19 protein-coding genes are annotated in these 22,159 nt (G+C 43.4%); 7 read left to right on the top strand and 12 right to left on the bottom strand.

Translation table 11 applies throughout. From position 1 onward, the window contains the following. Window positions 1–124: 124 nt before the first annotated feature. Window positions 125–1,423 carry an NCS2 family permease gene (locus H7T88_RS08285; RefSeq protein ID WP_154888912.1) on the bottom strand — a complete coding sequence of 433 codons (1,299 nt, stop codon included), beginning with the start codon at window positions 1,421–1,423 and terminating at the stop codon, window positions 125–127. Window positions 1,424–1,843: 420 nt separating this feature from the next. Between H7T88_RS08285 and H7T88_RS08280 the strand changes: the two genes are divergently transcribed. Continuing rightward, window positions 1,844–3,238, top strand: coding sequence for an alkaline phosphatase (locus H7T88_RS08280; protein WP_221788048.1), 1,395 nt, complete (start codon window positions 1,844–1,846; stop codon window positions 3,236–3,238). 155 nt (window positions 3,239–3,393) lie between these two features. Here the strand turns inward: H7T88_RS08280 and H7T88_RS08275 are convergent, their stop codons facing one another. Both H7T88_RS08275 and H7T88_RS08270 read right to left on the bottom strand, forming a co-directional pair. Then, window positions 3,394–4,596 (bottom strand): macrolide family glycosyltransferase, encoded by a 1,203-nt coding sequence (locus tag H7T88_RS08275; RefSeq protein WP_221788046.1) that lies wholly within the window; start codon window positions 4,594–4,596, stop codon window positions 3,394–3,396. A 63-nt stretch (window positions 4,597–4,659) separates the two neighbouring features. Continuing rightward, the gene (locus tag H7T88_RS08270) at window positions 4,660–6,024 is read right to left on the bottom strand and encodes an MFS transporter (protein ID WP_221788134.1); all 1,365 of its coding nucleotides are present in this window, start codon (window positions 6,022–6,024) and stop codon (window positions 4,660–4,662) included. 326 nt (window positions 6,025–6,350) lie between these two features. On the opposite strand from H7T88_RS08270, the gene H7T88_RS08265 reads away from it, so the two are divergent. After that, entirely contained in the window at window positions 6,351–7,577 is a 1,227-nt protein-coding gene (locus tag H7T88_RS08265; protein ID WP_154959124.1) for an NAD(P)/FAD-dependent oxidoreductase, read from the top strand. Between the two features lie 83 nt (window positions 7,578–7,660). On the opposite strand, the gene map is transcribed toward H7T88_RS08265, so the two are convergent. Continuing rightward, on the bottom strand, window positions 7,661–8,401 hold the full coding sequence (map, locus tag H7T88_RS08260; protein WP_221788044.1) for a type I methionyl aminopeptidase: 741 nt from the start codon (window positions 8,399–8,401) through the stop codon (window positions 7,661–7,663). Between the two features lie 227 nt (window positions 8,402–8,628). Beyond that, window positions 8,629–10,632, bottom strand: coding sequence for a glycoside hydrolase family 16 protein (locus tag H7T88_RS08255; protein ID WP_423246126.1), 2,004 nt, complete (start codon window positions 10,630–10,632; stop codon window positions 8,629–8,631). A gap of 326 nt (window positions 10,633–10,958) precedes the next feature. Here H7T88_RS08255 and H7T88_RS08250 point away from each other — a divergent pair, with 326 nt between their 5' ends. The 3 genes from H7T88_RS08250 (at window position 10,959) to H7T88_RS08240 (ending at window position 12,269) form a co-directional block, all read left to right on the top strand. Further along, complete coding sequence (locus H7T88_RS08250; RefSeq protein WP_090916107.1) at window positions 10,959–11,144, top strand: hypothetical protein; 186 nt, start codon at window positions 10,959–10,961, stop codon at window positions 11,142–11,144. 79 nt (window positions 11,145–11,223) lie between these two features. Then, a complete protein-coding gene (locus H7T88_RS08245; protein ID WP_154888947.1) occupies window positions 11,224–11,694 on the top strand; it encodes a hypothetical protein in 471 nt (156 codons plus the stop codon). A gap of 104 nt (window positions 11,695–11,798) precedes the next feature. Then, entirely contained in the window at window positions 11,799–12,269 is a 471-nt protein-coding gene (locus H7T88_RS08240) for a ferritin family protein (protein WP_154959120.1), read from the top strand. A 151-nt stretch (window positions 12,270–12,420) separates the two neighbouring features. Here the strand turns inward: H7T88_RS08240 and H7T88_RS08235 are convergent, their stop codons facing one another. The 4 genes from H7T88_RS08235 to H7T88_RS08220 all read right to left on the bottom strand — a co-directional run bounded on the left by H7T88_RS08235 (window position 12,421) and on the right by H7T88_RS08220 (window position 16,644). Further along, entirely contained in the window at window positions 12,421–13,320 is a 900-nt protein-coding gene (locus tag H7T88_RS08235) for a cation diffusion facilitator family transporter (protein ID WP_154888951.1), read from the bottom strand. Window positions 13,321–13,667: 347 nt separating this feature from the next. Next, window positions 13,668–14,387: a hypothetical protein gene (locus H7T88_RS08230; protein WP_251503749.1), complete on the bottom strand. Its 720-nt coding sequence runs from the start codon at window positions 14,385–14,387 to the stop codon at window positions 13,668–13,670. 125 nt (window positions 14,388–14,512) lie between these two features. Then, complete coding sequence (locus tag H7T88_RS08225; RefSeq protein ID WP_221788040.1) at window positions 14,513–15,895, bottom strand: sensor histidine kinase; 1,383 nt, start codon at window positions 15,893–15,895, stop codon at window positions 14,513–14,515. A gap of 41 nt (window positions 15,896–15,936) precedes the next feature. Continuing rightward, a complete protein-coding gene (locus H7T88_RS08220; protein WP_154888955.1) occupies window positions 15,937–16,644 on the bottom strand; it encodes a response regulator transcription factor in 708 nt (235 codons plus the stop codon). Window positions 16,645–16,801: 157 nt separating this feature from the next. Here H7T88_RS08220 and H7T88_RS08215 point away from each other — a divergent pair, with 157 nt between their 5' ends. Next, window positions 16,802–17,059: a GlsB/YeaQ/YmgE family stress response membrane protein gene (locus H7T88_RS08215; protein WP_221788038.1), complete on the top strand. Its 258-nt coding sequence runs from the start codon at window positions 16,802–16,804 to the stop codon at window positions 17,057–17,059. A 100-nt stretch (window positions 17,060–17,159) separates the two neighbouring features. On the opposite strand, the gene H7T88_RS08210 is transcribed toward H7T88_RS08215, so the two are convergent. After that, the gene (locus H7T88_RS08210; protein ID WP_221788036.1) at window positions 17,160–17,927 is read right to left on the bottom strand and encodes an alpha/beta hydrolase; all 768 of its coding nucleotides are present in this window, start codon (window positions 17,925–17,927) and stop codon (window positions 17,160–17,162) included. A 137-nt stretch (window positions 17,928–18,064) separates the two neighbouring features. On the opposite strand from H7T88_RS08210, the gene H7T88_RS08205 reads away from it, so the two are divergent. After that, window positions 18,065–18,682: a TetR/AcrR family transcriptional regulator gene (locus tag H7T88_RS08205; RefSeq protein ID WP_221788034.1), complete on the top strand. Its 618-nt coding sequence runs from the start codon at window positions 18,065–18,067 to the stop codon at window positions 18,680–18,682. Between the two features lie 139 nt (window positions 18,683–18,821). Here H7T88_RS08205 and H7T88_RS08200 read toward each other — a convergent pair whose 3' ends face one another. Together H7T88_RS08200 and H7T88_RS08195 are read right to left on the bottom strand one after the other, a co-directional pair. Then, entirely contained in the window at window positions 18,822–21,473 is a 2,652-nt protein-coding gene (locus H7T88_RS08200) for an ABC transporter permease (RefSeq protein ID WP_221788032.1), read from the bottom strand. Then, window positions 21,466–22,158, bottom strand: coding sequence for an ABC transporter ATP-binding protein (locus tag H7T88_RS08195; RefSeq protein WP_154959114.1), 693 nt, complete (start codon window positions 22,156–22,158; stop codon window positions 21,466–21,468). Before H7T88_RS08195 ends, H7T88_RS08200 begins: the two co-directional genes overlap by 8 nt. Between the last annotated feature and the right edge of the window lies 1 nt (window position 22,159).

Here is a 22,159-nt window from a genome sequence, read left to right as displayed (position 1 = left end):
TTTTTTCTGTCCTCTCCGTTAACGTGTAAATAATCATTCATTTTATATTGCTTTATTAACAGTATCTAAAAAAAGAGAGTTGCTTATATACAAGCAACTCTCTTTGCCGTGGTTCTAAATATTCCTAGTGGTCGAGGAATACAAGTTGAATGAAGAATAGAATCGCAAAAATATAAAAAATCGGATGAACATCTTTACCTTTGCCACGAAGTAGCTTGAGCACAGGATAGAAAATGAAGCCAATCCCTATACCTGTTGCAATACTGTGCGTCAGCGGCATCAGAATAATGATCAGGAACGCCGGAAATGCCTCTTCCAGATCACTCCAGTTCATTTTGCTAATGACACTAATCATAAAGAAACCTACAATGATGAGCGCTGGGGATGTGATCGCCGGGATGCTCGAAATGACACTTACGATTGGACTAAAGAACAAAGTCGCGGCGAGCAATACACTTACTGTTACCGCAGTCAGTCCCGTTCTCCCCCCTGCAGCTACTCCCGTACTGGACTCAATATATGCCGAGGTTGGGCTTGTTCCAAGCATAGCACCCGTCGTTGTACCAACAGCATCAGCGAGCAATGCACCACGAGAGCGCGGGAATTTGCCATCTTTCAGTAATCCAGCTTGTTCCGCGACACCAAGCATCGTTCCTGTAGTATCGAACAAAGTAATCAACAAAAACGTGAAAATGATCGTGTATATTCCATTCGAGAAGACACCGGCTAAATCCATCTGGAACGCAGTTTCCCCCAGTCCTGAAGGCATCGCTACAATGGATGCAGGCATTTGGAACAGTCCCATGAACCAGGCGATGATCGCTGTAATAACCATACCTATAAATAGATATCCTTTGACATTGTAAGCCATCAACGTAACGGTGATGATTAGACCAATAATCGTCAGGTACGTCATCGGTTGCGCCAGATTTCCGAGTGTAATCAGATTAGATTTAGAATCGGCAATAATACCTGCGTTTTGCAGTCCAACCGTTGTAATGAACAATCCAATTCCTGCCGTTATCGCATGTTTGAGACTTGCCGGAATGGCATCCAGCAACATGTAGCGAAACGAAGTCAGCGATAAAATAATAAACAAAATACCCGCAATGAATACAGCACCAAGTGCTGTCTGCCAAGTTACGCCATACCCCTTAACTACACTAAACGCGAAAAACGCATTTAGTCCCATACCCGGTGCGATAATAATCGGATAATTGGACCACAGTCCCATAATCAGCGTTGCTACAATACTCGCCAAAATCGTAGCAATGAATACCCCGTTAAAGCTCATTCCTGTGTCGCTCAGAATTCCGGGATTAACAATCACTATGTATACCATCGTGAAAAATGTAGTAATACCAGCAATAATTTCGGTTGAAACGGTGGTGCCTCTTTCTTTCAGTTTGAACCAGTTGTCCATCGTCAAGCCAGCCTCCAACTTTCATTTTGTTTTCTTAGATTCTGCAGCACAGTTAAAAACAAAAAATCCCAATTGCCTATAGGATTGGAATTCTTACGCTCCTATATTCGTCATTAGGATCTGAACAGCTCCGAATGTGAAGATCAAAAAAAGAATTTTGTTTTTAATCTGAGGTGCATTTCGAATTTTATTAAAAATAACACAGGATGTCAATGGAATTCGAGCTTTGTTCACATTATTTACGAACTATTCAAGTTGATAAATGAGATTTCATTCGCTTTTAGTGTTTAGACTGATCTAAGCTTGTATGTTAGTTAATTTTGTATATTTTACAATCAGCGTACAATTGTGATGGTTTTTATTTACAAATGAATGATAATCTTCTTAAGGATGAACAAATGAACAAAGCTTCATGCATTCATGTTAAAGAGATATCGAGGAGGAATCGTTGTGAAATTGTCTAAAAAAGCATTGCCTGCATTAGCTCTGACGTTGGCTGTATCAGCTTCTACTCTTCTTTCCCCTGGACAAGCAACTATCGCTAAAGCTGCCGGTGCAAGTACTGAGAAAAAACCAATCAAAAATATCATTTTCCTTATTGGAGATGGTATGGGAACATCGTATACATCCGCTTATCGTTATATGAAAGATAATCCTAAGACGAAAGTGATGGGAAAAACGGTGTTTGATCCGTATCTGGTAGGCGCTCAAATGACCTATCCCGACGATGACAAACAAAATGTTACGGATTCCGCTTCTGCCGCAACCGCAATGTCGTCAGGTGTGAAAACATATAACGCAGCCATTGCAGTGGACACAAATCAAAAGAATGTCAAAACCGTGTTGGAGCAAGCCAAACAGATCGGTAAATCCACAGGTTTGGTCGCGACTTCTGAGATTACCCATGCTACTCCAGCGGCATTTGGAGCTCATGATATCAGCCGCAAAAACATGGATGCTATTGCAAATGACTACTACGACGAGTTGATTAACGGCAAACACAAAGTGGATGTACTGCTCGGCGGAGGGAAAACCAATTTTGTACGTAAAGACCGTGATCTTACGAAAGAGTTTCAAAAAGCAGGTTATAGTTATGTGACGGATCGTACATCCCTGCTCGCGAATAAAAACAAACAAGTACTTGGGTTGTTTGCAGACGGTGGTCTGGACAAGTTCATTGATCGCACAAGCGCGACACCTTCACTCGCTGAGATGACGAATTCGGCTATTGATCGTCTTAAAACAAACAAAAAAGGATTTTTCTTGATGGTTGAAGGCAGTCAGATTGACTGGGCAGGACACGATAATGATATTGTTGGCGCAATGAGTGAGATGGAAGATTTCGCTAAAGCCTTTAAGGCAGCGATTGATTTTGCGAAAAAAGACGGACAAACACTGGTTGTAGCTACAGCGGACCACTCCACAGGAGGACTTACCCTGGGTAAAGATGGAGAATACAACTTCTTTGTAGACCCAATCAAAGCTGCACTGCGTACTCCTGACTTCATGGCTGCTCAAATTGCCAAAGGGGCTTCTGTTGATGAAACTTTGAAAAAATATCTCAAACTTGAGCTGACAGCAGAGGAAATTCAATCCGTTAAAGATGCTGCTCAAAGTGCGGATGTGACCAAAATTGATAATGCGATCGAAGCTATTATTGATAACCGCTCTTTCACAGGTTGGACAACAGGTGGGCACACAGGTGAAGATGTTCCGGTGTATGCCTATGGCCCAGGAAGTCAGCGCTTCTCTGGCTTAATTGATAACACTGATAATGCCAAAATCATTTTTGATATTTTGAAAAAGGGCAAGTAAACGATTTTGCACTCTGTCTTGATATCCAATGGTTAGCTGTATAAGTACTTTTCTAAATTGCCCCCTCTCTTCTTTCGAAAGAAATGAAGTGAGGGGGTTGTTGTATTAGCATTAATTTTATTCCCTGTTATATGAGAATAAGAGGTGAATTGCAGTTATACTCTGGCAAATTGTTGCATTATCGCCGTCGCCGCAAAGGTGCAGCCCCCAGCTTCTTTCAAAGATTTGCCGATGAGATGTGCCTGCTCTTTATAGATGGGATTGTGAAGTGCTTCCATAATCGCCTCCTGTAATTGGATTGCGTTCAGGTGATGCTGATCTAATACAATCCCGGCTCCAAGCTCTTTTACGCGACCGGCTACAAATGGTTGATCTGAGGTCATGGGAATCATGACAAGTGGAACATCGAAATATAATGCCTCGCTTACACTATTCATGCCTGCATGGGTAACAAAAACGTCTGCATGCTGTAATATTTCAATCTGAGCAACATAAGGCTTCACGATAAAGTTATCGGGAATCATTGCTTCAATGGATGTAATATCGGTGTATTTCCCCGAAGATAAAACAACATTTACTGCTTGATCTTTTAATGCATCAAAGCACAGTTTGTAAAACTCCAGGTTTTTATTCAGTATGGTTCCCATGGAAATGTATACTGTCTTCGTATGCCGTTCACGAAGAAGATGAAATGGGAATTCGGGAGCATCTTCCCGCGGAATAATCGATGAACCTGTGAATAGAAAACGATCTTGCAATTCTTCTGCCCGTGGCTGAAAATAACGGCTGGTGTAAACAATATTTAATTGAGCTTGATGTGTCATCATCTCCTCCACAGCAGGCAGGCTGACCTTATACGTTGTTGCTATTTCTTTTGCCTTGTTCATAATCGCTTCATATAGTTCTCGTGTATTGATAACCTCCCCGTTCTCTATGCTTGCTGGCTCGACGGAAGCAAAAGAAGCTATCGTACATACGGATGGAATCCCTAATTTCTCAGCGAGAATTTGGCCTCCCCACCCCATCAGTGAATCATAGATCAGATAGTCAAACGTTTCATGTTCTATCAAACGAAGCACCTCAGGAATCATTCTGGGAATGATACCGCAAGTAACCATGTGTAGGAATTGGTAGGGATGCCGATACGCCAAAGGCTTAAGTGTAGGTTCATGTGAGAACGCATCCTCCGCAAAAGGATAGGTCATGACCTTAGCTCCCGTTTGCTCAATCCGAGAACGATATTCCTCTACACAAACATAAACAACATCTTCTCCAAGTTTGACTAGTTCCGTAATTAACCCAAGGGATGGGTTCACATGGCCTTCAGCCGGAGTAATAACAACCAATACACGCGCCATCGTGCGCACCTCCTGAATGTAATATGTGCCTCCGATCCGTATCTGGTCTGACCGGTTGTTTGTTTACATCGGAAGTGTATCTATTTTTTGTCCAGCGGGATGATCTGTTTGGGATTTATGGGCTGTAATTCGCAACGATGAGAAAAAGCTCAGTATAACCAATAGAAGTTGAAGCGTCAGCACCATCAGAATGCCTGTGGATATGCCCCATCCCGTCGTTTTGGCTAAAGCAACCAATGAACCGCTTACACCAATGCTTACAGCCACATAAAAAGAATCGACAAACTGAAGATTGGCAGACATCTTTCCTTCCTGTCCAAGCTCAGCGTACTGTAAAGCAAGAACCGCGGTAGTCGGGTTAGCCAGCCCCACACCAAAACCAATAATAACCTGTGAGAGGAGAATAAGCGCAATTCCGATATCCGTCAAAAATAAAGCCAGAATGACGAGCATAACTCCGATGATCATAATGCCAATTCCATACATCACTCTCAGCTTTCGCCCATCACCTTGGTCTTTTACATCCAATCTGGCTTGCAACCAAGCCGCTCCAGACCAGCTTAATGAGCCTGCTGCGACAAGTAATCCGGCAGTTTCTGCCGATAACCCCTTCATCTCAGTCAAACCCAGAATAACAAAACTCTCGGTTGCAAAGTAACAAGACACATACAATCCTCTTGTTACCAAGGTTGCCGGTAAACCGGATTGGATTAGAAATGTTCCTTGAGGCAATAATTTGTGCATGAACGGTATCATGATTATGAATCCACTAATCGAAAGAGCTATGCCCTGCCAGCTCGTAATCATGTTAAGACCTGTCAGTAACAATCCCGTTCCAATAGCTAATAAAATGGCCTGGCCTGTTCTTGAGTCAACCGCTCGTGCTTCTTCTATAATGTGCTGATTGCGCTGCAGATCACGAAACGAGCGATATGTAAGCAGAAGAGCAAGTACAATCAAAGGGATAACGATCCAGAAAACAAACCGCCAAGACAGATAAGAAGCAAGAAGTCCAGCAAAATAAGGGCCTATTAATGAAGGAAGAACAAATGCCATCGAAAAAGCTGCCAAAATCTGAGTTCGGAGATTTTCCGGGTAGTATAATGTTACACACACATAGACACATGTAATTAAAGCGCCAGCTCCAAATCCTTGAAAAACTCTTCCTCCAATGAGCATGTACATGTTCATGGATGTCGCAGCAATCATTGTCCCCATTACAAAAATAACAAAAGATATAAGAATGGAAGTGAATACACCTCGCCTGTCCACTTGCTGGCCCATCACCAGTGTTCCTACAAGCTGAGATAACAAAAACGCGCTAAAAATCCACCCATATAGATGAATTCCCTGCATGTCTTGAGCTATTTTGGCAGCAATAGTTGTGATCGCTAGCCCTTCGAATGCCGAAGTAGTTAATACCAACATAATACCAATGGTCATTGCGCTGTAACGTCGATGAAAGATGCCGATTGGTTTCTCGTGTGTCACGGACACCTCCATAAATATTGAAATATTAGTAAAATACACCTGCAGATGTATCTTTAATATAGGATAAGCAAACCACTTTGTAAACAAAAATGTTTATTAAGTGGTCTTCTTCGTTGATCATGCTAATCCGAAGGCCAGTCCACAGGCGCCCTCTCTGTTCAGCGCTCTCGCCATTTGCTCCTTCATAAGAAACGTATGCTCTGCATTGACTTCCAACAAAGTGCTCATACTACGTATCGAATATATTTAAGGAGAGATTCGAGATGGATCTGCAGAGCGGCAAATTGTATTGGCCAACCACGGTAACAAATCCTCCTTCTTACCCGAAGCTTGAGGAAAATATTACTTGTGATGTTCTCATCATCGGTGCGGGCAGTTCGGGTGCACAGTGTGCTCATTTTCTTTGTAATCAAGGATTATCAGTCGTTGTCGTGGACAAGCGAAAGGTTGGAGAAGGCAGCACAAGCACCAACACTGCGTTGATTCAATATGCGGGGGAAAAGAGTTTTGTATCTTTGAAGAATACATTCGGTGAAGAAGCAGCCGCCCGTCATCTGAAATTGTGTGAACAATCGATCAATCATATTGAGCATATCAGTAGCGAGCTCCCGATTAAGCCTGATTTTATAAGACGTGATAGCTTGTATTACGCGAGTTACCTGGAAGATATCCCGGCATTGCAAGAAGAATATGAACTTCTCAAAAAGCACGGTTTCAACGTGGATTTTTGGGATGAGCAGCGTATATCAAGCGTATATCCTTTCTCTAAATCAGCTGCGATTTATTATCATGATGATGCCGAGATGAACCCGTTAAAATTCGTTTATGGACTGCTTGAGAAAGCAAAATCAGAAGGTGTACGGATCTACGAGGAAACCGAGATTTCAGGTAAACGTTTTGAGAACGATTCGGCTGTTTTCTATACCAAAGAACGCCACGAGATTCGTGCGAAACATGTGATTATTGCGGCTGGATATGAAGATAAAGACTTTAAAGCAGAAAAAAATGCCACGCTCTCCAGCTCTTACGCTGTTATTACCAAGCCGGTTTCTGATTTAGAAAACTGGTACAAACGCACGTTAATTTGGGAAACGGCACGTCCGTATGTTTATATGCGCACAACGACGGATAACCGTATTATTATCGGCGGCATGGATAAGGATACGGCCTACGTGGAAACCAGGGATTCTAAAATTTTGGCAAGTAAGGATAAACTGATCCAAGAATTTAATAAGCTTTTTCCAAATATTCAGGTTGAATCAGATTATTATTTAGGTGCTTTTTACGGGGGAACACATGACGGCTTGCCGGTAATCGGACAATATGACTCATATCCGCATTGTTACGTCATTATGGCTTATGGCGACAATGGAACCGTGTATAACGGTGTGTTGGCGAAAATTGTAACGGACAATATCGTGCATGGCTCTAGCCCGGATATGGATCTTTATTTGCAGAACAGACCCCTTGTTGAAAAAATGACTCTCTAACGTTAAAAGCCGATTCCACATCACAGCTGGAATCGGCTTTTAAGTATAACCTCACTCACAATACCCTTTATTATTGACTATAGTTACAGGGTAATAATGATTGGCCCTTTTTTGGACAGAATGATCGTATGTTCAATCTGAGCTACATAACTGTTTTTTGTAGCAAACGTCCATCCATCCCCTTTTTGATACACTTCTTCTTCAGATGTAGAAATAAAGGGTTCAAACGCGATGACCATGCCTTCTTTCAGCAACTCATCATCTGACGTGTCATTATAATTATAGATATGATCCGGCGCTTCGTGAATGGCACGGCCAACCCCATGTCCTGTCAGGTTACGAATAACAGTTAACCCATTCTGCCGGGCAGTTAGAAAAACAGCTTTGCCAATACCGCTCTTTTTAGAGCCAGGATTCGCTTTTTTCAATCCTGCATCAAAAGCCAGTTTGGCTACCTCACAGATTTTCGTTAACACTTCTTCTCCCTGGCCGACAACAAAGGAGATACCAGTATCCGCGAAATATTCGTTTTTGGAGCCGGAAACGTCGATGTTGACGATATCGCCTTCTTGGATTACCCGATCCCCTGGAATCCCGTGAGCGACTTCTTCATTGACACTAATACACGTAAAACCAGGAAAGTCATATTCACTTTTGGGTGCGGAAATGGCGCCCTCTTTCTCAAACAGCTCTCCAGCTAAATCATCCAGTTCTTTGGTCGTTACACCCGGAACCGTCCGCTCAACCAACGTATCGCGGATGGAAGCAACGATCCTTCCAATTTCTTTTAAACCATTAAAATCCTCTTCCGTTTTTGCAATCATATGCGCTTACCTCACGTTCCTTCTTCTTTGTAAACAGAAAGTTTCATCTCATTGCAACATAAATTGCTACAGTTTGCAACATTTTTAGGATTCGATGTACTCGCACAAAGAAAAAACTCAACTATTTGACATCTATGTCTTTGATTACGTGCTGGCCCTTACCTCTCTTACGTGTACAAAAAAGAGGTGAACCGAAGTTCACCTCTGGTAAATAACAGTTAAAACCATTATTGCTGTTTATATACCCGAACATAATCCACCTGCATGGTTGCAGGAATATCTGAAGCATCCGGAATGCGGCCACCATCGAAATTACCGCCGATCGCCAAGTTCATGATTAAATAGAACGGTTCATCAAATGGAGCATTAGGGTTGTTCGGTGCAGCTGCAGACGACCACTGCTGATTGGTAACTTTATAGAAGAATTTGCCGTCCACGTACCATTTGATGTTGTCCGGTTCCCAAACTACAGAATATACGTGATAATCATTAGCAATATTTTGTCCTGCAGGGAAGTGATACTCTCCACCTGCATACTGATTGGCAGGCCATTGCCCGCCAAAGTGAATCGTCCCACTGGTTGTTCCAGGCAGACGACCTCTTGCCTCCATCACGTCAATTTCGCCTGATGCAGCCCATGTGCCATATACCGAATCTTGCGGTAGCATCCAGAGTGCAGGCCATACGCCATCTCCTGTAGGCAGCTTGGCACGGAAATCGACACGCCCGTACTTCAAGGATAACTTGTCTTTGGTATTCACCTTACCGGAAGCATATTTAGCAAAACGATTCGGGTCTTGAGGGAATGATTGGTTACTATGTGTTGCACGGATATTTAATTTTCCATCCTGAACAAAAATATTTTGCGGACTGGTAGTGTAGTGCTGGAGCTCCGCATTGCCCCACCCCCAGGTTCCCGGATCATCATTGAGATAATACCCTGTTTCTATATTCCATTTGCTTGTATCCAGCGCAGAACCACTGAACTCATCCTGCCAAATCAGATTCATGCCTTCAATCGCCGGATTGTTCGGTGTACCGATAGAGATGTCTTCTTGGTCCGAACCATCGGGACGCGGGGCATCCGGGTTACCAATGAGTGTATAATTCACATAGTTTCTGCCTACGTTTCCACCGGGTTGTCCATTAAGCGGATAGCCGATTCGAATTTGCATATTTTCCTGAATAGGCCGGAACCATAGACCGTAGATATGATCGGCCCAGTATCCCCACTGATTGGCATCGGAAATCGGATTGTAGCCATTGCCGGAATACGTAAATTTACTTTGACCACTATTACTTAAGTCTACCCATTGACCATTGATATTGATTTGGTAGACAAAATTTTGTAATTCCTTCGCAATAGGTGCACTCCCGCCAATCTTGGGCAGCGGAATACCTATGGAACCGCTTTCATTCGCTGTGAAAGTTGTCCCTTCATAGGCAGTAACTACGAATGAATTACGCACAGGTTCATTGAATGTGATGGTGTAAATAATATTCACAGCCGATGTTTTGGACTGCAGCTTGACGTGAATAGACTCGGTTACGTTAAACCAATATCCTCCTCCACCCTCAGTGAATTGGCCGAAGTTCTGATCGTAAATCCAGCCGCTGGCTGCGTTATTGTCAATATCAATCCACGTGTTGCTCTGCACCGGTTTCACATACACCTTGAGATCCTGAGCGACGGCTTCATAGGTGACTGATGGATTATTGTTAAAGGTGGGATACGTAAAGCCGGCGCCTCCGGTGCTGCTGGCAATGATGTCAGGCCCCTGTGTAGGGCTCATTGCTGAGATCGTTGTTTCGTTAATGTTTTGAAAGACCAGTCGATAATCAAGCTTTATTCCGTTCGCTTTGGAATACAATTGAACATCGGTGGTTGAGGAGAGAGTGAACCAATATCCATGAAAGCCGGCGTCAGTCCAGTGTCCCCAGTTTTGGTTGTACGTAAAGCCTTCCGCCTGATCAATATCCACCCACTCGCTTCCTACCTTGACATTAACACCTAAATCCCCGTTCACTTCGCTCCATGCAGCAGAACCCCCATTAAACTTAGGCATCACGAACCCGAAACTGGCCTTGCCAACCCCGGATTTGGATATGACAGGTCCGTCAGCAGATGAAAAGTACTCCATGGACGTAATCGTCTTCCCGGCAGCCCGAGCCGTTGAACCGGGCCCAAGTAGAACACTGGCCAACATGATGAATACGAGCATCACACCCATCCTTCTGTACACCAAACGCCTCTCCCTGCAAGCAGCCGATTTCATTCATTCTCCTCCTTCAGTTCATTTTTCCAATCCGTTATCAATAAGGAAAAAGATTACAGATCGGATAACTCTATTCTACCGAAAAGAAGAATCTGCTGAAAGGTATATTTATATTTGTTTTAACTCACCAATTCATTGGATGAATGAGTGAGATGATTCCTTTACAACACAGAAATCATCTCTTACTTTAATCAAAGGATCTTATTAGATTTATGAATTACCTTAAGATGTATTGGGCATCTTAACCAGATGATATATGTACGCGACGGGGGTTGTAAACAATGCAACACATCAATGATTGGTTGAAACAGATCGCACACAATTACATCTTGGTCGTCATCGCTGCGGTTCTCTTTTTTGCGATCAAAGCTGTGATTGGCTGGTACACGTACAGACACTATGATCAAAAATTAAATGCACTTACGGATAAAGTGAATCTTCTCCTTGAGCAGAAAAAAACGGATTAAATGGCGAGAGTTCAGAATTAAACATCTTATGAATCGGTACTACAGTCAAAACTCACAGTTTAATTTGGAGGGAAAAGAAATGCTCGGCAATTGGATCGTTGGTATGGTCATCCCCCTTCTGATCGGTGCTTGGATTTTACGGCGGAACTATAGACTCGTTTTGATTTATTTTCCGCTTGGTGTGGCCGTATCTACTTGTATCAATAGTGTTGGGTTTAATTATTTCTGGAATATATTACCCCATACTCGCAATGAGGCATATGCCGCCCTTCCGATGGATCTTGGTATATATCCAATCACAGGCTGCATCATGATGTATATGATTTTAGTCAAACACACCAGACCTTGGCCGAGTATCTTTGTAACTGCTCTCTTGTTAACATTGATCGAGTGGACTGCAAAGTTGATGGGTCATGTTGAGTATTTTAACGGATGGAATATTTTCTGGACATACTGGTCCTATTTCCTGCCTTTTGTGCTTGCCTATGGTTACAGTAAGCTGATAAAAATCATGATTAGAGACGATATCGTTAAGCGGATCGAACGTTAAAGGGCTCTGGTACAGGCATAGCATGAAGCACAGTAAAAGAGAACGGGTTACGTTTCTGGGCATATTTGCATATCTTAACTCATCATTGTTATGGAGGTATTCGTATGTACACAACGTATCCTTATTTTTATCGAAAACCATTTACTCCGGTATGGGCAACATCAACAGCTGAAGCGCTCGGACTCATTCAATCGGCGGTTCAAGGCGAACGAAATGATGAAATGTTCTATGACGCTCTCATTCGCATGGCTCCTGATGCGTACCAAGCCGCGATTATTACAAGCATTCGCGATGATGAGCGCGGTCACAATCAGATGTTCAGAGAGATGTACAAAGACCTCACAGGTCATGAGATCACAGGTGTAAGCAGTGAATCTCCGGAAAACGTTACATCGTATCTGGGTGGTTTACAAAAGGCATTTCAGGGCGAGCTTGCCGCGGTGGAGAAGTACAGAAGAATATGGTTTGGTCTCCCCTACGGTATTTACAAAGACACGGTATGGGGCATTATCCTCGACGAACAAAAACATGCGGATAAGTATAACAATCTGATTATGTACAATATGCCTAAATGATTGCAAGATAGGATCATTCGGATTGACGTGGGCATGTTAAAAAAGTGAACTAACCTTAAATAGTTAACAACATCAAAAAACCAGTAAACATCATCGTTTACTGGTTTTTTCTTTTTCAAGGCCCTTTTACATTTTTATTTTTTTATAAATATTACATGTATTCTTTGACCGCTTCCTGCTCTGGCTCCGGCTCGACGTGAACGTGTACCGTATACACATCATGCTCTTCCAGCAGCTCATTCTCTACATCGGTACAAATATCATGTGCTTGTTGCAGATCCAAATCTCCCCGAACCGTGATGACCACGTCAACTACGGCGTTGCTGCCGTAATTACGTGCTCGTACATCTTTAACCGTCTCTACTCCATCAATTCCGGCAATGGTCTCCCGGTATTCTTGAATCAACTCTACATCAAATCCATCGGTAAGATGGTGCGTAGCTTCTCTGAAAATATCCCAGGCCGTTTTGCAGATCAGTAAACCGACGATAATCGCCGTTACAGGGTCAAGCCAAGGAAGGCCGAACTGAGAACCTACGATCCCGACGACGGCACCGATACTCACCCAAGCATCGGAGATGTTATCCCGTGCGGCAGCCATAACAGCCTGACTTTTGATACGTGTGGCCAGTCTTTTATTGTATCGATAGACCAAAACCATAATAATTGCACAGAAAATGCCTGTATACGCAGCAATGAGATCAGGAGATTCGTGCTTGCCCTCGAATACGGAACCGAAGGCTTCGAATAATACTTGCAATCCCACAGCCATCATGATGAATGAGGCCACAAGAGACGCCACTGTTTCTGCCCGCCAGTGCCCATATGTATGATCTTTATCGGCCGGACGCTGGGCGAACCTTAAACCAATCAGTACGGCGATGGACGCGACAATATCCGTTGCGTTATTCAAGCCGTCTGCTTTGAGTGCTTCAGAGCCAGCAATTGTGCCAATCACCAGCTTTATTGCGGTCAAACATATATAAGCGATGATACTGATGATCGCCCCACGTTCCCCGAGTTTTAAGTTATCGTATCTTACTTGATCCACATTTCGTTCCTCCTGCAATATTCAACTGTCGTAACACTTGTATGATGGTATCATTGAACATTTGTGTGGGTCTAGAGAAACGTTTTAAGTGTAAGCAAACATAGTCTGAGTGCCGCAAGAGTTTAATGGGAATCCAAAAAAGTTGCGTAAGGAAAACTTGTACTCCGCCTGAATCTTTATGTATAAATCTGGAGATATGTAACGTCAAAAACACTACATACATTAAATACGCTACAATCTTTTATCAACTCATAACGACATAAAAACCTGCCCAACTCTTGGGCAGGTTCGAAAAGTAAATCTTATGATACGGCTCTATAAATCAAAGAAGTACATCGATTACACTTTTAGTCCAGCAGGCTGAAGATATGAATGCTCTCGACCTTCGCATCCTTAATATGGAACGACATGACATCTACATAGTTGGATGGCTCGTAACGGAAGTCGTCTTCCTCGTCAGGTGCCCCATCTCCTACCAGCTTTCCTTCAGGATAAGCTTTTTTAAGTGTGTCTAGGCTATCCCCTGCTTTAATGTTTCGAACTGTTGTATACTTGGGATCGGTAATTTTGATATCAAAGATCGAGTCTTGTTTTCCTTCAGGTACACTGATCGTTTTAATCTCCATACCAGGATACGTGTATACTTTTTCCGTAAATCCGATTAAATTATCCATATTGGTTCCATCCCCAGCAGTGTACGTATGGGATTTGAAATTGTCTGGTTTGCCCAGCATCTGTTCCATCTGCTCTTCATTCGCTGTATCCGAAATCGCAATGGTGTGCTCATTATGAACAAAAGCAAGCTCCTTCAGCACCACATTGCCTTCTTTCTTCACTGAGCCTTCCTTCACTGCCTCAGAGCCCTGTCCTTCAGTACCTTCGGAATCCGGTTTTTTTGAATCGGATGTTCCTTCACCTTTACTTTGTCCATTCGACGTATTTTGCTCAGCAGAATTCTGTCCGGTTGTTGGTGACTTCGCATCAGTGGACTGACAGCCCGTCAGAGCTACCGTTAGTAAAGCACTTAGCAGGATAAAGCTGGCAGATTTCTTTGTTAATTTCATCATAATCCCTCCATAAATGTGTGATTTGTTCTTATGAAGTCATTATAAAAAAAGCATTTGTTAGTCTTATAACAGAAATGTATCAGTCTTGTAACGGTATTTATTTGGGCTTCGATTCAGGAGCGGGCTTAAGCACGAGGTAACACAATCGTAATTGTCGTACCTTGTCCTAACTCACTTTCGATGTCGATATATCCATTAAAACGCTCGACGATCTCTTTGCAAATGGACAAACCGAGACCTGAACCATTCGCTGTGCTTGCATTTTTCGCCCGGTAAAAGCGCTCCTGCACTCGCTCTAGTTCATCACCCGCGATGCCTATGCCTTGGTCACTTATCTTTACAACGACCTCGCTTGACGTATGTTCCATCTCCACATCAATTTGCGAATGACTGCCTGAATATTTGATAGCGTTATCCAACAGGTTGGCGATTGCATGGGACATGAGCATTGGATTGACGCTCGCATAGACTTTTGTCAGACCTTCATCCGCCTGGTCTTCCTCTACTTGTTTAACTGTGATCCTGATCTCTTTATCCTTAGCTTTGGCTTCCATATTTCTGGCGACTTGCTGGATCAGTGCGTTCATTTCCGTCTTTTCGACCTCCAGCTCGCTTGAACCTGCCTTGTCAAATCGGGATAACAACAACAGTTCATTAATCAAACGGGTGAGCCGATCCGATTCCTGCAACAGATGAGCATAGATTTTTTGTAACTCTTCGTTCTCATTCTCTCCTTCGTACAAGTATTGAGAGAAACCACGAATGGCTGCGAGAGGTGTTTTTAATTCGTGAGATACGTTCGAGACAAATTGTTTCTGGTATTGAATGTAATTATGAAGCTGCTGTCCCATGGAGTCGAGTCCATCCGCGAGCATCCCCAGCTCATCCTTGCGGTTCAGATGAACTCGCTTAAATTCCTGTCTGGAGAAACTTTGCGCGGCACCAAGGAGCACCTTAATCGGTTTGGTTGTATTTCGTGCAATCCACAGACTGGCTAACGTAATCAGCACAATGAATCCGCCCGCGCCTGCAAACAGCACATAACGGATTTGATCCATGATTGCATAAAAGTACGAAATGTCCTCTACGAACTCGTACACATAAGCATTTTCGTAAAATTGATTCTGAATGGGAGTCGCAAAATAAAGCAGATGATCATCCGTTACAGTGTAGGCATAGCTACCGCTCAGAGCTTTTTCAATATTTTTCTCGAAAATATGTGGTTTGCCATCATTAATGATGATGCCATCTACAGCCAAGCCCAGTAGCTGCTTGGAGCTGTCATAGATACGCACTTCTTTGCCTGAAGCCTTCAGCTTCTCCAGTGCAAGTCTGACGATTTCCTTCGTCTGCGGCTCCCCTGATGATGATCGATGCTGTGCCAGCACTTCACGGAAGGACAGCTCGGAGAGATCTGCCTTCTCCATCATCTGTTTTTCAATAGTAATGAAGCTGTAGTAATCAATGGCTTTATTAACGGCAAAGATGATGATGCCAAAGGACAACACAGAGAAAAATAAATAGTTCAGCAGTAACCGGGTTGCGTACTTCAGGCCTCGCCACCTCCAAGTTGATAACCGAATCCATAGATCGTTCTGACATATTTCGGTTCGTCCGCGTTATCCTCCAGTTTCTTCCGTAGTCGCATGATGGTCATATCCACACTACGACTATCTCCCATAAAATCATATCCCCATCCGATCTGTAAGAGCTCATCCCGAGTATAGATTTTGTCAGGCCTTTTAAGTAAAGTTTCCAGAATTTTAAACTCTTTGGCCGTCAAAGAGACGGGAACATCGTTTTTCAGCACTCTTCGGCTTTCCATATCAAAAGTCAGCTCTTCATGGATGATACGTGTCGACGGCACTTCCGCCCCTTCACTTGTCTCCACCTTGCTCTCGTTTCTTCTCAAAACTACCTTGATGCGAGCGAGCAATTCCCGATTGTCAAACGGTTTGGTCATGTAATCTTCCGCGCCAAGTTCTAATCCAAGCACCTTATCTATAATCTCATTTTTGGCAGAGAGCATAATAACAGGAACAGCACGTTTCCCGGTAATCTCCTTGCATAAGTCATATCCCGAGCAATCGGGCAGCATCAAATCAAGCACTACCAGGTCTGGTTGAAAAGAGTCCAGCAATTGCAGCCCGGTTTTGCCATCTTCTGCGGTTTTTACATCATAGTTCTCTCTTCTAAGCACTAGCTCAATTAAATCCCGAATGGCGACTTCATCGTCAATGACAAGTATTTTATTCAATGGACTGTACACCCCTTCTATCCTTGTTCCCCAGCTTAAATCATAAGTACCCTCATCTTAGCACAGAGCATTTGCAGTACTCCACCAATATAAGATGAGGTATATTCCACTGAACCCAACATGACTTGTAATAAACCCGAAGAAAGGAGAACAAACCATGGATCTGCTCTGGGTACTTATTGTTGGTGGACTTATTGGCTGGTTAAGTGGCAACTTGATTGGGCGGGACGTACCGGGCGGTGTAATTGGGAACATTGTTGCGGGTTTTATCGGTTCCTGGTTAGGAACCGAATTGCTTGGACCAAGGGGACCGGTGATTGGCGGGTTTCATATCATTCCGGCGATCGTTGGCTCAATCATTGCCCTGCTCCTCTTTTTTGCTCTGGCACGCAGCGGAGCCTTCCGTAGACGTTAACCAAGAAGTGGAAAACACTCCCGTTGTTCAATAGAAAATCATAAAAAGACCGACAGCATTCATCGTTTGCAGATGAAAACTTCGGTCTTTTTTATTTTATCTATGGTTTTATTGATTTCATCCATTCTTCCAATGCCTGAACAACCTGCTTAAGCTGTTCCTGTTCTGTGATCTTAGGTGCGTTGTCTCCCTTCTGCATTCCGTAGGAGCCAAATTGACCATGGTTGCCGCCTTCAATGCTTACATATGCCGTGTTATTCGGAAGATTGGATTTGGCTTTTTCCCACGATTCCCAGTTCAGAACACCATCATTGCTTCCCGTAATTTGCAGTGCGGATAAGTTCGTTCCGTCCAGTCTTCCGCCATCATCCGCATAAGAAGCTAGGTAAAAGACACCTTTGATCTGAGCTGTGTGCGCTGCAGCATATCTTGAAGCGAATACACCTCCTAGGGAGTGTCCACCAATAACAAAGCTTTCACCCGCATGTTCAGCGAGAAACGAATCCGCCCGGTTTTCCCCGAACATCGCCAAGTTCAGCGGCATCTTCGTAATATACACACGATGTCCTTGCTCCGCTATTGCTCGTGCCATAGGCGCATAACTTGCCGGCTCCACTAGACCTCCGGGATAGAACACAAAATTAGGCTGTGTGATGTCCTGCCCTTTAGGTTCAAATTGATAACCGTTCTTCACTTCACTAACAACGACCCGATCATCACTTTTCATTGCCACTTCCGCTTGTTCCGAAGGGCTGTATGTGACAGATGCCAGGTACGCAAACACCCCTGCTACCAGGGCAATAATAATTACACTAATCCATATCGTTATTTTCTTCCATCTGCTCTTACGCACGGTTGTTTTTGCCATAACTTCGTTGCCCACCTTTAAACGTATCATTTTTAATTACAGAACTAATTATATTTACTGGTAAGTAAAATTACAAGCTTCTTTGCTTATATTTATGATTTGACATAAAATATTGTGGAAGGAGTGTGTACGAATCTATGCCAGAGCAAGTACCTAAACGTTTGCGCGGAAGACCCAAGCAGACGGACAATGACATTTCCATGCAACAAACTATTATCTATACGGCATCTACCCTATTTAAAGAATTTGGCTACGAGATGGTTACCCTTCAGCAGATTGGGAAGAAATGCGGCGTATCCAAACCAACCATATATTATCATTTCGCGGGCAAAGCGGATCTATTCGTGGCAGCCATGACAACGATGTTGCAGAACGTTAGAAAAATTACGGCGCATATGCTGGATGAGGCGGAACATTTACGAGACGGATTAATCCGATTAGCGGAAGCTCGTCTTGCTAATCCGCATGGTGAGATTGAAATGATGATGCGTGAAGCGGAGCGTTTATTGGAGCAAGAACAGATTCATGCGATACGTGAAGCGGAGCATCAGATTCATGACGTACTAGCCTCGCATTTTAAAAAAGCCATGGATGAGAAAATCTTTCGTGAAGAAGATCCGCTTTTCTTGGCTGAGGCTTTTTCGACTCTAATGTTGATGGGGAACCGGGTGCATGATCAGCAAAAATATGAGTCTCATCATGTCATGGCGGAGAAAATTGTACGTGTTTTTCTTAAAGGAGTAACGACTTCTTAGTCCATTAATTAATTAATTAATTAATTGGCTGATTTGATCTGATGATCAATTCTATAATTCCACTTGTCTATTCATGCTTTATTCATGCCCAAAAGCTCGGTTGTTCGTTCTAAAGCGAACAACCGAGCTTTTGGACGCGTTAATTTTCCCCGCGCAAACCATCTGTAATCTGAATTCGTTCAAGACGTCTAAGCGGCCAGTAGGAGGCTAAGAGGGTGGCAGCGATAGCACCCAAGCTGCTAATGAGAATGTTGCCCCATGGCATAATCCATTCGATCTGCACCGCATTCCTCATCAGATAGGACACACCATAGCTCAAACCTGTACCTAGAAGACTTCCGTACACAGCTGCAAATACGCCATAGAACACACCCTCAAGCAAAACCATCTTACGAATTTCCTTTTGCGTCATACCAATCGCTTTTAATACGGCGAACTCCTTCGTCCGCAGAATAAGATTCGTACTTACCGTATTCAAAATATTCAGAAACGCAATGGCTGCAATGACTCCTATAAAACCGTACAGGAATATATTTAGCGTCAGCGCATCGTTACGGGCTTGTTTCATCTCCTCTACCCGATCGCGATAGTTATACCCTGCATCCTGCTGAACAAGGCTCTTGAAATAACCCACAATTGCCCCGTTATCTGTCTCAGGACTCGCTTGAATGAATATTCTGTCATAAGCATTATCGCCCGTGATGTTTTCAATCACCTTCGGTGTCGTTATCATTTCAATAACAGCACTTTCGGTGTATTTACCAGAGAGAGGAGCTTGGTCTGCGGTACCGACAACAGTAACGGTTTTGTATGCCTGCTTGTCACCCATTGACCGAACCTTAATTTTATCCCCTACCTTGAAACGGGTTTGATCAATGATCATGTTAGTTCCTTTTTCGGTGATCATGCTGATTTTCTGGATAACAATGACACCATTTTCATCATTCATTTGGCTTGCATCAATGCTTCCGGAGGTGAGTTTGGGACGAAGTTTCTGAAGTCCGTTTATACCGTAAGATGTCAGAAAGTTGTTACCCATCCGATACCCGTTTTCCTGTTCAACCGTGTACATTTCTTTCTGCTGCTGGTAGTAATCCGGATTTATTTTCTCTTTCGGAATGATCGCTTGAAGCTGGTGGTTGTAGAACGGATACGCCTCTTTAACTCCATCAAGTGTAACCAGCTTATTATACACCGAATTAGGGATACGTTTATTCATCCCTTGATAGTCCAAGGAGTAAGAGTAATCGATGCCTGATTCAGAGGTTGTTCCTAGAAGGTTCACCAAGCCGCCAAACACAATATACATAACAATGCTGATAATCATCGAAAAAGCCGTAATGCGGAATCTCTTTCGGTTCCGCCGAATATTTCGGCTGGCAAACCGACCTTCAAACCCTAGCCATTTGCTACCTGCAAAAGATAAGCGCTTGAAATCCCCCTGCTCTACCGCCGTGCTGCCTGAGGTTTTCAGTGCTTCAAGCGGTGAAACGTTGGAGGCCAGTTTGGCTGGACCCAGCGCTGACACATAGACAACAATCAGTCCTAAACCTGCTGCCGCAAGTAGAACAGGCAATGAAATAATCATGTGCATATCGTTCAAGAAGCCTAATGTCAGCATGCTAATGTTATAGAATAAAACTTTCATTAGAACTGTTCCTGTAAATAAACCGATTGGAATGGCAATTAGACTAAGCACAGTCGCTTCCTTGAATACGATCCTGCGAATCTGGGCTGGTGTTGCACCGATACAGCGCAGCATGCCAAACTGAGAAATGCGTTCAAGCACTGAAATATGAAACGTATTGTAAATTACCGCGCTGGTGCATCCCATGATAATTAGAACAATAGCTGCAAATGCATACATTGAGCTTTGGTTAACGTTGGCATAGGTGCTCTTGCCAAACAGTTTGAGCAATTCATTGTTATATTCAATGCGTATATCCTTTAACACATTTTCACGGTTCAGCTCCTGAGCAGAACCTTGATCCACATTCCCTAAACCCAATGAAGAGAGAATGGCCTCGCTCTTCTCCTTTATATTGTCCATCGATTTCATGGTCGCATAGATAAAAAAATTCTGAGACGGATCGATTTTTTGATGATCATCATACGTAATCGCTGAATAGATAAAAGTGGATGACCACGTTACATTTTTGGCTGTTTTCATCACCCCGACAACAGTATATTGCTGTTTCATACGCGGTTTGAATTTTTCATCCAGATTCCACCCATAATCACCAATGGAGTTCACGCTCTTCACCTTTCCGGTGGAAGCTTCGACCCGATCTCCCAGATCCAGCGTGATCTTGTCACCAACCGCTGGTTTCGAAGTGAAATTATTCAGACTCCAGGATGACAGGATGATTTCATTAGGCTTTTGTGGCAAACGTCCACTCTCCAACTGAACTTGAAGCTTGGACATGGCTTGCGAGTCGTATCCCTTCACATTCAGATAACGATACGGCGCAGCAAAAGGATTTTCCTTTTGCTCCTTTTCACTCGTGGAACTTATGGTTGCATAACCAATACGATGAATGACTCCTGCACTGCCTATGGCGGCCTGGTTTACGATACGAGGTACGTCTTTGCCAGGAACCCCATTGAAGGACACCTCATAATCTCCATAATCTTGAATTGTCTGACGTACCAGTTTGTCCTGATAACTCATTGCTAGTGTGCCGACAGCGGTAAGAAGTGTTACCGATAGAATGATGCCAACAATGGTGAGAATGGATCTTTTTTTCTGGCCAAGTAAATACTTCTCGGTGAGCCCTGTGTACTTACGCATCGCTCTCGCCCCCAGATTGCTGATCGAAAAGGACCCCGTCTTTAATATTTACAATCCGATCCGCTCTCCGGGCTACATTGGAATCATGTGTAATCATAATCAAGGTTTGATTGTATTTTCGAACCGAATAGGTGAGCAAATCTACAATTTCTTTACTGTTTTTGCTATCGAGATTGCCTGTTGGTTCGTCAGCTAGTATGATCGAAGGTTTGTTAATCAAGGCTCGTCCAATGGCTGTACGCTGTTGCTGTCCACCTGATAGCTGGTTAGGGAGATGATGCTTTCTGTCTTTTAGACCGAGTACGTTCATTAGTTCGTCTGCATAGTCTTCATCGGCTTGACGATGGTCTAGTAGCATAGGCAGTTTAATATTTTCTTCTGCGCTTAGAACCGGAATCAGATTATACGCCTGGAAAATGAATCCGATCTTTCGTCTTCTGAAAATGGCTAAATCCGTTTCGTTCAGAGAATACAGGTCTGTCCCATCAATATGGACTTGTCCACTGGTTGGGCGATCTACACCTCCAAGTAGATGAAGTAACGAACTTTTCCCCGAACCGCTCGCACCAACAATAGCGACAAATTCACCTTGTTGAACCGTTAAATTAATCTCTTTCAATGCGTCGACCTTCGCGTCGTTACTTCCGTATGTTTTACATAATTCACGCGTTTTTAAAATTTCCAAA

Source organism: Paenibacillus cucumis (ex Kampfer et al. 2016), assembly GCF_019748695.1.
GTDB lineage: Bacteria > Bacillota > Bacilli > Paenibacillales > Paenibacillaceae > Paenibacillus > Paenibacillus polysaccharolyticus.
This window is presented reverse-complemented; position numbering and strand designations above follow the sequence as displayed.